Consider the following 13,081-nt stretch of genomic DNA (forward strand, 5'->3'; position numbering starts at 1 on the left):
GAGTGCCGACCTCCGGCATTTCAATCAAAATGGTTGCTGCGGCCACTTCGCCTATGCCCGGGATTGATCGTAAAATTGCGTTGGCCCGGGCGCGGCTGGGGCAGTCTTGCAGCCTTACGTTAATGTCTTGTTGTAATGCCTTCAGCTGACGCGTTAGCTGTTCTATCCGTGCTTTGGTTTGCCGCCTGACGAGAGCAAGAGTTTGCGTTTGCAGACGATTTATCAATCGGGTGCGGTCCTTAATAAGAGCCCCTCGGGCACTGAATAACTCTCTGAGTTCATATTGTTTTTCGTCGGTGGGTTGGTCCGGTTCTAAGGCAAACGCATTTCCAAAGCTTGCGAGCATGCGCGCATCTACTACATCTGTCTTCACCCTGGTGCCGCAGGCCTGAGCGAACCGGCGCGCCTGCAAAGGGTTGACCTTTACCAAAGGGAGTTGCCGCGAAAGTGCGCGTTCAAAACGTCTGTGATACGGACCAGTGGCCTCAAATACGACACGGGCAGGTATGTCCTCGCCCAACCATGCTGAGAGGGCACGGAAACCGGTAGGTGTATTGGGAAAGCGCGCTGCGCCTCCATCGCTCAACCGATGCGCATCCAGAAAGTCCTTCGAAATATCAATGCCTATGCTATCATCTGTCATCATCGTCATGTCCTATGCTTGTCATGCAACCCATGAAAAATCCAGCTTGCGTATCCGTTCAGGCCTCATGCGAAGACGGCGGCTGACCATACTCGAAAACGGTCCCTCACGACCAAGCCCAAAGCGATCCAGCCGCCGCCACTGCCAGCCATAAATGGCGTGACCGGCAGTGGCTCAATCTTTGCAGATCGATAAGGAAAGCATAAGACAAGCCCGAAGCGGACATCGGAGCACCCTCCGACTTCCGCTCGGCGGCGCAACCTGAATTCAGGTCAGTCCATCCAGCAGTGCTCTTGCCTCTTTCAGGTCCGGGGTATCAAACCCCTCAGTGAACCAGTCGTAGACCGCCTGCAGCAAGTCTCCGGCGTCGTCCGTCTTTCCCTGCTGAACCCGCATACGGGCGAGGTTGGTGGCGGTTCGAAGTTCCCAGGATTTGGCCTGTTGGTTTCTGGCGATGTCCAATGATTGGAGGAAGAGCTTTTCCGCTTCCTCTACGGCGCCTGATCCATCGGCCAAGATTAGCTGTTCACCCTTCAGACGGTACAATTCCGCTTCGAAAAAGCGTTCTTCGGAGCGACCTACAGTCTCCAGCGCCGCGTCCAACAAACCGAGCGCTTTTTCGGGTTGCCCTCCGGCTGCGAGAACCTCAGCTGTCTGACCCATCACCATCGGTTGGAGGAAAAGAATGCCCGCTTTTCGCAGATTCTCCAAGCCCGATTGCGCCGTGACAATTGCTTCGTCATGGCGGCCTTGCTTTGACAGGAGCCATCCAGCGTTAACATCAGAAAACCAATTGAAAAGAGGAAAATTCTGCTCGTCGGCCAGTTTGATGAAGGAAGCGTTGCTTCTTTCGGCGTCGTCAATATCACGGCGAAAGAAGGCGTTACAAAAGTCCCCGAAGCAGCGCACGTAGCCGGTCGTATAAGCATGCTCCATCTCCTCGGCATGATCCAGTGCGGCAGTTTCCATTGTTTTAGCCTGATCCGGGTAGCCCAAAATGTGCAAAGTGTTGCCGAGGAAAGCCAAGCTGGCGGACTTGGGATTTTGCCCGAATTCGAAAGTCGAGTCCCTGTGTTGCTCTTCATCATAATAACTGATTGCTGTCTCAAATCCGGTTTTGGCTTGAGAAAACTCACCAAGAGAGTACTGGCTGGTCGCGGTGATGCGATGACCGAGAACCTTAGGCAAAGTAGCCTGCTGGGCTTCTGCCATTTCAAGGAACTGGCGAGCAATCCTAAGCGTCTCAGGCATTCTTGCGCCAGAATGATTGATGAGATTGAATACCCACTGCTGGTACAAAACCGGAAACATCAGGGTCGGATCATTGACCTGGTTTGAAAGCGCATGGGCGTGTTTGAACACCGCCACTGTTTCAGGGTCGCTGTACCCCTTAGTGGCAATCAACGGACCGGCCAGCATTGTTTGCAGTTTGAGTTCGCGTAGCGCCAAGTCGTCGCTGGCGGGGGCCGCGCGGATTACGCTGACACCAAAATTCAAATGGGCGATCGCCTCGGCATTCGCCGATCGCTCGATGGCCCGCTGTCCGGCCAGTTGCCAGTAGTCGACCGCGCGATCAACGACATCCGCTTCGCTGTAGTGGTGCGCCAGCAGTTCGGGATTGGCCTCCACCGTCTCAGGGAAATGCTTCTCTAGAAGCTCGGCGACTTGCCGGTGATACTGCTGGCGAGGGCGACGCAGGAGCGAGCCGTAGGCTGCGTCCTTCACTAGGGCGTGCTTGAAGATGTACTTGGCGGTGGGTGGGCGCCCACGCTGGTAGAGTAGTTCGGCATCGACCAGTTGACCCAATCCCTCCTTCAGCACTGTGTCGCCAATGTTGGATAGCCCCGAAATCATCTCGTAGGCAAACTCACGGCCCAGCACCGAGCCCAGCTGCGCCAATTCACGGACCTGTGGCAGGCGATCAAGCCGAGCCATCAGCGATTCCTGTAGCGTCTCGGGAATGCTCAACGACGTCAGCGGGCCGGTCAGCTCGTAGCTCTTGCCGGTGTCTCGCAGAATGTCTGAGGCGAGGATCGTCTTGGTCAACTCCTCGACATAAAGCGGCACACCGTCAGTCTTGGTAGTAATGTGATCCACCACCTCCTCCGGCAGCGGTCTAACCCCCGCAATGCGGGCGACAAGCGCCTCTGAATGGGGACGCTCTAGCCGGTTGAGTGTAATCGGCGTGATGTGGCTGCGCGCTGGCCAGGGCGGCACGAATTCCGGCCGCGCCGTTGCTACCATCAAAAGCGAGACAGTCGGTGCCTGCTCGATCAACAGAGCGATCAGCTCCAGTGTAGAGGGATCGGCCCAGTGCAGATCCTCCCAAAGCTGCAGGAAGGGCTGATTTTCCGCGACCTCCATCGTGATGCCGGTGATCATGTCCTGGGTCTGCTGCTTTTGCTGCTGCGGGCTGAGTGCCAGCGCCGGATAACAGTCCTCCGGCACTTCCAGCGATAGCAGCGAAGCCATCAGCGGCACGCTCTCACTCAATGGCTGTGTATAGTGGCAGAGCATCGCCTCAAGCTTTGCCAGACGGCTCGCCGCGTCATCTTCCGGCTGCCAACGTGAAAGCCGCCGGAAGTGCTCGATCACTGGGTAGAGCGCTGAGTTGGTGTGATAGGGCGAGCAGCGCATAGTCAGCTGTGGCCGGCCCTCGGTCCGCACCTCGGCCTTGAGCCTGTCAATCAGCGAGGACTTGCCGATCCCAGCCTCACCCGAAAGTATGACGACCTGGCCGCGGCCTTCGTCCTTGGTGCTCTGCCAAGCCCGGCGTAACAGGCCAATTTCCTCGTCGCGCCCGACCAGCACAGGGGCGGTGATGACATCATGATCGTCGCCATGAGCAACGCCGGTATCATCGTGCAGCCTAGTCACGCCCCAGGTCTGGACGAGCCCGGTGATCCCCTTCAGTTCGTGCGATCCGAGGTCCTCATAGTCGAAGGCGTCGCCAGCCAACTCACGCGTCAGCCGGCTGACGACGATGCCATTGCGCCCCGCTAACGCCTGAAGCCGGGCAGCCATGTTCGGCGCCTCACCGATCACGGTACGCTCTTGTGCCATGCCTTGACCAACAATTTCACCAACCATCACCATGCCGGTGGCGATTCCGAGCCGAACGGCGATCTCAATGCCCTTGTCTTGGCCCAGCGTCTGGTTCAACCCAACCATCGCCGCGACGATGTCCAGCGCACTGCGCACCGCCCGCTCGGCATTGCGCTCTAAAGATTTCGGGTAGCCGAAGTAGACCAGGATGCCGTCGCCCATGTATTTGGCGACAAATCCCTCATACTCCTGAATGTGGCGGGCGCAGGTTTCCTGATAGGTCCGAATGACGTCCTGCAAGTCCTCTGGATCTAGACGGGTCGACAGAGCCGTTGAATCGGCCAGATCGCAGAACAACACAGTCAGCGGGCGCCGCTCCGCGTCGCTGGTGGGCAAGATGGCTTCGGGCGGGTCGGTCAAAGGCGACACCACTGCCGGTTCGATTGCGTTCACCAATTCATTTTTCGGCGAAGCGACCTCGGGAAGGGCCAGCGGCCGCAACGCACTAATCCGCGAGCCGTCACTTTGCGCTGACGGCGATTGCGCGTTTTCCGTCGTTCCGGCCCATGTCAGAAACTCACCATCCTGATCGGCGGCGCAGCCCTTGACCTGAATGAGTTCATGACGGAGATCCTCGACCGCAGCGGCATCTAGATTATATTCCCGCTTGATGCGCCGATAAGTAAGCCTGCGCTCGCAAAGCAAAAGCCATGTCACTTCGGCCAGCACCTTGCTAAATTTCACCGCCTGACTCCCTTCGACCAATCCGCCTCCTTGGCGTAATGCAAATCTCTGGCGTCGCGACGCCAAATCGAAATAGGCGGTCTGCCACCTATGCTTCAACATCGCACAATCCGAAAAAAAAGCCAGAAATTGGTAAGACTTGTCCAGATCGAAGTAATCCGAGCCAGATTGCAAACAGTCGTTTGTCACTTTGGATCAGGACCGGCCATACCGAAGAACGCGCGAACGGAAACCTTTTCCGCAGAGCATACGTCCATCCGACCTTCGAGTGCCGCGTCAGCAAAAGGCCGGAAAGTCCCGCGGGGCAGTCATTCAAACAGTCTACCCGTTCCGCATTGCAGCGAACGGCGGGATTGTCCGCAACTGAGACGTCCGCACAGTCATTTTCGCTGCGGTTGGGCTGAACGTCTGCTTTTCTCTCTGCGGCGCGGCTAACAATTTTGGCGTTCGCGTTGCTGCATATGCGAGCGGCAGCGCAGGACCGCTTCCGGTTTGGGCTCATTCCGGCTCTTAGCCGCGATTTGCACCAAGGTCCGGTCCTGCCTGTTGCTCTGGGCAGATTGTCGATCGAAGCTGGCCGTCTTCGTGCAGCGCGGCCTGCGTGTCGCCGTTATCCCACAGATAAAGTAGGCCGATTTCGACGCCTGTTTTGATGCACGTAATCCGGCCGATGGCTTCGGCTGTTGTGCGACCACTCTCAAATTCGGGCAACACTAGCCCCTCTCGTTAAACAATTCCTTGGGAGCGACCTCGAGAGCATGCGCGATCCGCTCTAGAACATCGATCGATGCTGAGAATTTCGCGAGCTCGATCTCGCTGATATAGCTGCGATCCAGGTCAGCAGCTAAAGCTAATTGTTCTTGGCTCAATCCTTTGGAATTTCTTAGATTCCGAATATTTAACCCTACTGTTTCCCTCAATTTCATGGCCTGTATTCGGCCAGATCACAAGAATTGAGCTACGGAATATATTCCACAAAATGCGCGCGAGTGGATCTAATCCCTTTCTCGCATATGGTGTGCGGGGCGAAGTTGGGCAACAACCATCAAGATTATAGTAATGAAGTCGAAAGGCGCTTATTGATATGTGGCTCAAATCCATCCGAAATTTGCTTGGCGGGGTCGCCATAAGTGTCGTTTCTAGCTTGGCACCGCAGGCAGCAAAAGCCTACCAAGTTGATTGCGCCATTCTGCTTTGCCTGGCTGGCGGTTGGCCAGCTTCAGCAGAATGTGCCCATGCTCGTGCGGTTTTCATTAGGCGGATTACGCCTTGGCCGATCGAGCCGCCGTTGCAAATCTGGCGCTGCCCGATGGGTGTTTCTGAGCGGGTGCCTTTGCAAAGCACGGCCCCAAAGATCTGGGAGGCCAGCAACCAAACAGGTCAGACGCTCGGCCAAGTCATTCTGACACAGATGGCTGAAGGCGGTGCCGATATCGACATCAGTGGTCTGGAATTCGATTTCGTGCGCTCGATCCGCGTCTGGGATGTTCGGTACTACAGCCATCGCGAACGCGGTCGCGACGATGACTGCTCTGAGAGCTACAATATTCGCCTCGGGACCTATGGCACGCAGGGCGAATTCGGATGGCAACGCACGACACCGGCGGCCGCCCCGCAGTGGGTGTTGCCGTCGCGGCGCTGTTCGTCATCGAATTGGCGACGCGGGGTTGGCGTTGAATGGGAAGATCACGAAGGCAACCATGGATACGAGTGGGTGGCCTACTAAGGCTATTCCCCGATATCCTTCATGCGTTCCGATATATCGCCCGCAATACGCTCGTATAGGGCGGCTTGCTTGTCTCTGGGTGAGCCCGGTTGCGGGCTTCTCCGTCGGATTCGTTTGGCGAGCCAGAATAGCATTCGGGCTGCGGGGTCGCTGATGTTTTCCGGGACTGGCGCGGGGTAGTTTTCTTCAAGGACGGCAACGACCTCAGCGTTCATGCTACGGTGGTTGCTCTCGGCCGCAAGCCGTATCCGGTCACGAAGGCCATCCGGCAATCGCACGATGAACTTGTCCTGATTTTGAGCACTTTGTTCTGACATGGTGGCACTGTGCCATAAGATTCGATTGACGCAATAGTGGCTAAGTGCCACTAACGGGGTATGTTTTCAACCTGGAGGCGTTTCATGAATAGTCGTAAACCAATGCAGCTTCGGCTTCCGCAAGAGCTCAAGGAGTGGATCAAGGCGGAGTCCGATCGCAATGGCAACTCCCAAAACTCTGAAGTTATCCGAGCCATTCGCGCGGCGAAGGACAGGCGTTCCACACTCGGTTCAATTGGAAATATCAATATGAATCAGTGTGATAATGCGCGTTGTTAACGAGGTGAGAGAGGTGTCGAGACGATGACCAAAGCAAGTGCACAGACGAAAGCGAAACAAGCGGCCTCAGCCTTTATCCGCGAGGCGCGGGAGGCAGGTTGGCAGCGTGCAAAGTTCGAGATCAAGCCTGATGGCAGTGTCATCGTCGATGCGAATATGGTCGCGCCAGAGGCCGCCGACGACTTTCTCAACAGCGACTTGAGAATGGGCGAATGACCCGCAAGAGCCTGCCAAAATACGTCTATAGTGACAGGGGTTACCTACGGTTCATCCGGCGATCGCGCGGCATCTCTGTTATGATGCACGAGGAAGCGGGCACACCGGAATTTTGGGATCACTACAATCGCTTGCTGAAGGGAAAACCAGCGCCTGCGCCGGTGAAGCGCAATTTTGAGGCGTTGATTCTCAGCTACTATGAGAGCGATGCCTACAAGAAGCTGAAGCCCCGGACGAGATCCGACTATCGGCGTTACATCAGCCACATTCGTGAGATATGGGCGGAGAAAGACCCGGCCAGGATCGAAACCCATCACATTTACGAATTGCACCGCGCCAATGCGGATCACTGGCGGCAAGCCAACTATCTCGTCCAGGTCATGGTCGTCTTGATGAACCACGCCCGTCTGATTGGTTTTATCAAGAAAGAGCATGGCAATCCGGCGAAGGGCATTCCGCTCTTCAAGCAGCAAAGCGACGGGTGGGAGCCTTGGCCAAACGATGTTCGAGCAGAGTTCGAGGCCCTGGCTTCAAAACGCGCGCGGCTGGTCTACGAGCTTTGCGTTGGCACGGGCCAGCGCATTGGCGATGTCGTGAAGATGAAGTGGGCGCATTTTTCGGATGAGGGATTCGATTTCACTCAAGGCAAAACCGACAAGCCGCTGTGGATCCCGCTCACCGATCGCCTCAAGGCCCATCTCGACGGACTCGCGCGAACGGATGGTACTGTCGTGACCGATCCCAAAGGTCGACCGGTGAGCTACCGCATCGTTGCGGAGGAAATGCGCACCATCAAAAAGAAGATGAAGCATGAGAAGGCGAGCTACTACAAAACGCACGGGCTCAGGAAAAACGCGACGATCGAGCTTTATTTGGCTGGATGTGATGACGAGATGGTCAAGGCTGTCACCGGGCACTCAGGCGTTGAGATGCTGAAAAAATACGGCGGGCCGATCCGGCAAAGGGAGCTCGCGAAGCGCGCTCAAGAGGCGAGAAATCAAATGGAACGAAGCAAGAGCGAAACGTGAAAGTTTCAACGGTTGTTTCAAAAATGGCAGTGAAGGAGAGGTGGGATGACGCAAGTCATTGATTTTATTGGAGGCGAGTACCGGAATCGAACCGGTGTACACGGATTTGCAATCCGCTGCGTCACCACTCCGCCAACTCGCCTTTTCTAGCAAAATCAATTACTTGCTGTGGTGTGGTGGGCGTTCTACCAGCTTTCTAAGAAGACGTCCAGTGGTTTGAGCGGAAATCTGACGACCGGAGTCATATCAAGCTTTGGCCAGGTATCTATAGACTCGCAGTACTGTTTCGGTCTTAACGACGTTGCCGCAACCGAATGGATGTGGCACAAGCCGCAGAAAGATGGAACATGAACGAGCGATGACATGACAGATTTCGCATCCCGCCGCCTTACAATGGTTGATACTCAAGTCCGACCTTCAGATGTGACCAAGTTTCCCATCATAGACGCAATGCTGTCAGTTGAGCGCGAAAACTTCGTTCCCGACGCACAGCGCGAGGCCGCTTATGTTGAGGATTTGATCGATCTGGGTAACGGGCGCTGTATTCTAGAACCACGGACCTTCGCCAAGATTTTGGACATACTGAATATTTCCAACGACGAGGTTGTCTTGGATATTGCCCCCGCACTTGGCTATTCAACGGCGGTGGCAGCTCGAATGGCTCAGTTGGTGGTTGGCGTCGAAGATGACGAAGAACTTGCGGTAGATGCGCAGACAATTCTAATGAATGCAGATGTTGACAATGCAATTGTGCACACTGGTCCGTTGGAACTGGGCGCTGCGGAGCATGGTCCCTATGACGTCATTATGATCCAAGGCGGTGTCGAGCGGGTTCCCGAAGCAATTCTGGATCAACTAAAGGATCAAGGACGTATCGCCTGCATATTCATGGAAGGAGACTTGGGAACCGTAAAAATCGGACACAAGTCGGCCGGGCACGTTACTTGGCGATATGCATTCAACGCATCGGCCCCAGTTTTAAGTGCTTTTTCCAAAATGTTTGCATTTTCGCTATAGTCGTTCAGCAAAATTTTTTGTTGCCTTGATTACTTGAAAACAAAGACGCAAATTGTTCCAGTCGCTGCCTAAATTTGGTTTGAGAGGAATTTGACATGCGTGGGACGGCAAGTAAAAAGCTGATCAAAGCAATTGCTTTGACAGCAAGCATTGCTATGGTGGCCCTTCACGGGCGGCCTGCCTGGGCTGATAATCTAACGGACGCATTCATTGGCGCGTACAACACAAGTGGTTTGTTAGAACAGAACAGGGCTTTGTTGCGTGCAGCGGATGAAGATGTCGCAATTGCGCTTTCTGCTCTGCGGCCGATCATCGACTGGACGGCACGTGTTCGTCAGGATTTTTCGCGCGCTCGCACCGGTGGTGTTTTGACCACGGATGAACCGTCGACCTTTTTCACCGGGTTGACGCTCAGCCAATTGATATACGACGGCGGAGCATCTGTTCTGGGAAAGCAATCCGCGCAGGAAAGGGTACTTTCAACACGGCAGTCCCTTATCGATATCGAACAACAGGTCCTTTTTCGTGCAGCAAGGGCCTATTTGGGCGTGCTTTTACAGGAAGAAACGGTCGGCATCCGTCAAAACAACGTTGACCTGTCGGCTGAGGAACTTCGGGCCTCGCAAGACCGTTTTGAAGTAGGTGAAGTTACACGGACAGACGTTGCCTTGTCGGAGGCCCAGCTTGCCAGCTCTCGTGCGGACCTGGCAGGGGCACGCGGCGATTTAAGCACCGCTCAGGCGGAATATGTTAATGTTGTCGGAAAGTTACCCGGACGCACGACAGGACAGCCCGGCTTGCCAAACCTTCCAAGTTCGGAATCCGAGGCGCAGTCTCTGGCTCAGCGTAATCATCCGGCTATCTTGTCTGCCCAGCACCAGGTACGAGCATTAGACCTATTTGTTCAGCAACAAAGGTCGAATTTAGGACCCAACGTCAGATTGAACGCGGACGCTGGAATTACTGAAAGCTACGACGACGACGACTATAGGAATGACGCAAGAGTTTCTTTGGATCTAACGCAACCAATCTATGCGGGCGGGCGGTTGGCTGCGTCAGTCCGGCGGGCAATGGCGGAGCGGGACTCTTCGCGAGCGAACTTGCTGATTGTGCAAAAGGACATTACCCAAGGTGTCACGGATGCTTATGTTCGCTTTCAGACAGCAACTGCCAGCCTGACGGCTTCGACAGAACGAGTTCGTGCTTCGCAAGTCGCGTTCGATGGAATTCGCGAAGAGGCAACTCTCGGCGCTCGGACAACGTTGGACGTCCTGGCGGCGCAGCAGGACCTTTTGGACGCGCAATTGGCCGAAGTAGTTTCACGTACCGAGCGGTCGCTGGCAGCTTACCAGTTGCTTCAGGCGCAGGGTTTGCTTACCGCAGAGCGTCTTGGCCTCGCGGTGCAGATTTATGACCCTACACTGTATTACAACCTAGTCAAAAGGGCGCCTGCGCAGGTCAGCAAGCAAAGTCGTGACCTTGACCGCGTTCTCAAGGCATTGCGACGCGAATAAGAGATAATACAATCGGTTGTGAGTGCGGTCCGGATTGGGTACTATTGTTCTCAAAGGTTAGAGTGATTGAGAACTATGTCTGACAGTGTAACGAATGCGGATGTTGAAGATGTTCTGTCCTCGGTTAAGCGATTGGTCAGTGAAGAAGTACGCGAAGAATCGGAGTTCATTTTTATTCCGACGGCCGCGCGCAAACCGGGCAGGTTGGTTCTGACCGAAGCGCTTCGTGTCGGCGAGGAAGAAAAATCCGCGCCACTGAAGCTGGTCACAGAATCTGAGGGTGTCGAAGAGGCAAAGAAAGCTGAGGCTGAGACAGCAGGCATCGCTGCGCCAATGCGCTTACACCTCAGTGATATTGTTCGACCACATGCTGAAACGAGCGAACCTGACATTCAAGACGAAGAGTTCGACGACGGGCCAATGCCCATCGTCCCTTTAAGGCTTGGTGAAAGGCGGGATCTCGCGGGCAGCCTTAGCGCGAAGATCGAGGCGCTAGAGGCCGCGATAGCCAGAACTGAGGATCAGTGGGAACCGGATGGCGAAAGTGATGACGCTTATTCCGGAACGCCGAACCAAGCTGTTGAATGGCCGCAGGATCCTGCCGATCAATCGGCAGAGGAGGAAACGGAAACGCCTTTGATTTTCAGCCATCGTGCCGATGCTCCTGCGTCGGTGGAAGAGGGTTCGAAGGCGTTGGACGAAGACGTGCTTAGCGAATTGGTGGCTCAGATCGTTCGTCAGGAACTACAGGGTAAGTTGGGCGAAGGCATCACGCGCAACATACGCAAAATGGTACGACGAGAGATTAACAAGGTTATCGCTTCGCAGGAAACGAGTTAGCATCTAAGCGCGTTTTGGATTTTCTGCCATAGAAAGCAGCAAATCTAAGTCCATGTGTCTTTCCAGATGCTCAGCAAGTTCGTCCAAAATATTCTCTACGCCGTCTTCATAGGCCAGGTCAGATTTTGCGCCCAAATTTTTGAGAAAGCTGGAGCGAAAGGCATCTGACGCAAAAATTCCGTGTAAATAGCTTCCGCGAACTCGTCCATTAGGGCTGGCCGCACCTTCGGGGCGACCGTCAATCTCCAACCATGCGCGGGTGCAATCGGGTCCTTCGGTCCGACCCATGTGAATTTCATATCCGCTGACACTTTCCTTGCCTGGCATAGCGATCGCGTTGCGTAAGCTCACCTTCTTTTGCCCGGACATTGTGGTGGTTACATCAAGCATGCCCAATCCGGGTACATTCCCGGGTCTTCCGTCTACTCCGTCTGGGTCTGATATTGATTTACCAAGCATTTGGTAGCCACCGCACAGACCTAATACATGCCCCCCACGCCGCACATGCGCATAAAGATCCACATCCCAACCCTGAGCGCGAAAGAAAGCAAGATCCCCGATTGTTGACTTGCTTCCGGGCAGCAACACCAAATCAGCGTCCCCGGGCAAGGCTCGGCCGGCGGGCACAATTTCAACTGAAACTTCGGGTTCTGCAGACAGGGGGTCGAGATCGTCAAAATTGGCCATTCGCTCCAGCTGTGGCACCACTACCTTCAGCGCGCCTACGGGGTGAGAACGGATATCCATCATATCCTCTGCCGGTAGCCTCCATGCCTGATCAAACCATGGCACAACACCCAGACATGGCCATCCCGTGCGAGCCGCAATTACATCTCGTCCTTCATCAAACAAAGATACATCGCCCTTGAATCGGTTTATGGAAAAGCCGCGGATCATTGCGAGGTCATCAGAATCCAGAACGGCCTGCGTTCCAACTATTTGCGCGATGACGCCGCCACGGTGGATATCGCCGACCAAAATGACCGGAACACCAGCTGCACAGGCAAAGCCCATGTTGGCTATGTCTCCCTTGCGTAGGTTGGTTTCAGCCGGGCTACCAGCCCCTTCGATCAGAACTAGATCAGCATCTGCGCATAATCTGTCAAAACTCTCCAGCGCCGCACCAAGCAGTTTGGATTTGTCTTTTCGGTAGTCTGCGGCTCTCATCGTTCCGGCGCGTTGACCGTGCACGATGATTTGTGCTCCAGTATCTGTTTCCGGCTTTAACAGAATTGGGTTCATATCGGTGTGCGTTTTTCGTTTCGCTGCGCGGGCCTGCAATGCTTGAGCCCGTCCAATCTCGCCGCCGTTTTCGGCAACCGCAGCATTGTTTGACATGTTCTGAGGCTTAAATGGCGCCACCTTCAATCCGCGACGGGTGAAGGCGCGTGCCAGACCGGCCACAAGAACCGATTTCCCGACATTGCTGCCGGTGCCCTGTATCATAATGGACCGAGCCATAAGTTGCCTCCAGCATTTACGCGCAGATGACCTGATTTATGGACAAAGGAAAAGCCAAAGTTGAACAAGTCCGCCCATGTTTTGACAGGCGCCACAGCTTTTATCGACCTGCTTTGGATAGTTTCCTTTGGCCGGTGATAAAAGGGTCGCGGTTTAAAATCTGTTTCGTAAATTGTTTGGCCGGGGTTTCGATTTACCCTTCTAGCATCCGGTGATCGCCAATTCACTGTCACTCAAAGGGACTGGCCCTT

At 54.9% G+C, this 13,081-nt stretch carries 13 protein-coding genes and 1 tRNA gene; 7 read left to right on the forward strand and 7 right to left on the reverse strand.

The genetic code is table 11. From position 1 onward, the window contains the following. The 4 genes from AC2FNE_RS05665 to AC2FNE_RS05680 all read right to left on the reverse strand — a co-directional run. On the reverse strand, positions 1 to 646 hold a 646-nt coding region (locus AC2FNE_RS05665; protein WP_496804937.1), incomplete at its 3' end, for an IS110 family transposase. Positions 647 to 910: 264 nt separating this feature from the next. Then, positions 911 to 4,453: an AAA family ATPase gene (locus tag AC2FNE_RS05670; RefSeq protein ID WP_496804938.1), complete on the reverse strand. Its 3,543-nt coding sequence runs from the start codon at positions 4,451 to 4,453 to the stop codon at positions 911 to 913. A gap of 489 nt (positions 4,454 to 4,942) precedes the next feature. Continuing rightward, positions 4,943 to 5,143, reverse strand: a complete 201-nt coding sequence (locus AC2FNE_RS05675; RefSeq protein WP_138162255.1) for a hypothetical protein — start codon at positions 5,141 to 5,143, stop codon at positions 4,943 to 4,945. A gap of 2 nt (positions 5,144 to 5,145) precedes the next feature. Continuing rightward, positions 5,146 to 5,358: a helix-turn-helix domain-containing protein gene (locus AC2FNE_RS05680; protein WP_138162254.1), complete on the reverse strand. Its 213-nt coding sequence runs from the start codon at positions 5,356 to 5,358 to the stop codon at positions 5,146 to 5,148. Positions 5,359 to 5,516: 158 nt separating this feature from the next. Between AC2FNE_RS05680 and AC2FNE_RS05685 the strand changes: the two genes are divergently transcribed. Further along, complete coding sequence (locus tag AC2FNE_RS05685) at positions 5,517 to 6,158, forward strand: hypothetical protein (protein WP_138162253.1); 642 nt, start codon at positions 5,517 to 5,519, stop codon at positions 6,156 to 6,158. Between the two features lie 2 nt (positions 6,159 to 6,160). On the opposite strand, the gene AC2FNE_RS05690 is transcribed toward AC2FNE_RS05685, so the two are convergent. Continuing rightward, positions 6,161 to 6,475: an Arc family DNA-binding protein gene (locus tag AC2FNE_RS05690; RefSeq protein ID WP_138162252.1), complete on the reverse strand. Its 315-nt coding sequence runs from the start codon at positions 6,473 to 6,475 to the stop codon at positions 6,161 to 6,163. A gap of 102 nt (positions 6,476 to 6,577) precedes the next feature. Between AC2FNE_RS05690 and AC2FNE_RS05695 the strand changes: the two genes are divergently transcribed. From AC2FNE_RS05695 to AC2FNE_RS05705, 3 genes are read left to right on the forward strand one after another with little or no spacing between them, the layout of a single operon-like run. Next, on the forward strand, positions 6,578 to 6,754 hold the full coding sequence (locus AC2FNE_RS05695) for an Arc family DNA-binding protein (protein WP_496715285.1): 177 nt from the start codon (positions 6,578 to 6,580) through the stop codon (positions 6,752 to 6,754). A gap of 24 nt (positions 6,755 to 6,778) precedes the next feature. Further along, positions 6,779 to 6,970, forward strand: coding sequence for a hypothetical protein (locus AC2FNE_RS05700; RefSeq protein ID WP_024096637.1), 192 nt, complete (start codon positions 6,779 to 6,781; stop codon positions 6,968 to 6,970). Further along, positions 6,967 to 7,998, forward strand: coding sequence for a site-specific integrase (locus AC2FNE_RS05705; RefSeq protein ID WP_496714988.1), 1,032 nt, complete (start codon positions 6,967 to 6,969; stop codon positions 7,996 to 7,998). Before AC2FNE_RS05700 ends, AC2FNE_RS05705 begins: the two co-directional genes overlap by 4 nt. A gap of 68 nt (positions 7,999 to 8,066) precedes the next feature. On the opposite strand, the gene AC2FNE_RS05710 is transcribed toward AC2FNE_RS05705, so the two are convergent. Then, positions 8,067 to 8,140, reverse strand: a tRNA-Cys gene (locus tag AC2FNE_RS05710). A gap of 221 nt (positions 8,141 to 8,361) precedes the next feature. On the opposite strand from AC2FNE_RS05710, the gene AC2FNE_RS05715 reads away from it, so the two are divergent. The 3 genes from AC2FNE_RS05715 to AC2FNE_RS05725 all read left to right on the forward strand — a co-directional run bounded on the left by AC2FNE_RS05715 (position 8,362) and on the right by AC2FNE_RS05725 (position 11,369). Continuing rightward, positions 8,362 to 9,015 carry a protein-L-isoaspartate O-methyltransferase family protein gene (locus tag AC2FNE_RS05715; RefSeq protein WP_170475932.1) on the forward strand — a complete coding sequence of 218 codons (654 nt, stop codon included), beginning with the start codon at positions 8,362 to 8,364 and terminating at the stop codon, positions 9,013 to 9,015. Positions 9,016 to 9,110: 95 nt separating this feature from the next. Beyond that, entirely contained in the window at positions 9,111 to 10,529 is a 1,419-nt protein-coding gene (locus tag AC2FNE_RS05720) for a TolC family outer membrane protein (protein ID WP_496804939.1), read from the forward strand. A 75-nt stretch (positions 10,530 to 10,604) separates the two neighbouring features. Beyond that, positions 10,605 to 11,369, forward strand: a complete 765-nt coding sequence (locus tag AC2FNE_RS05725) for a hypothetical protein (protein ID WP_496804940.1) — start codon at positions 10,605 to 10,607, stop codon at positions 11,367 to 11,369. A 3-nt stretch (positions 11,370 to 11,372) separates the two neighbouring features. Here AC2FNE_RS05725 and AC2FNE_RS05730 read toward each other — a convergent pair whose 3' ends face one another. After that, entirely contained in the window at positions 11,373 to 12,830 is a 1,458-nt protein-coding gene (locus AC2FNE_RS05730; protein WP_496804941.1) for a cobyric acid synthase, read from the reverse strand. Positions 12,831 to 13,081 lie beyond the last annotated feature (251 nt).

It is taken from the genome of Ruegeria sp. YKSD179 (assembly GCF_059612885.1).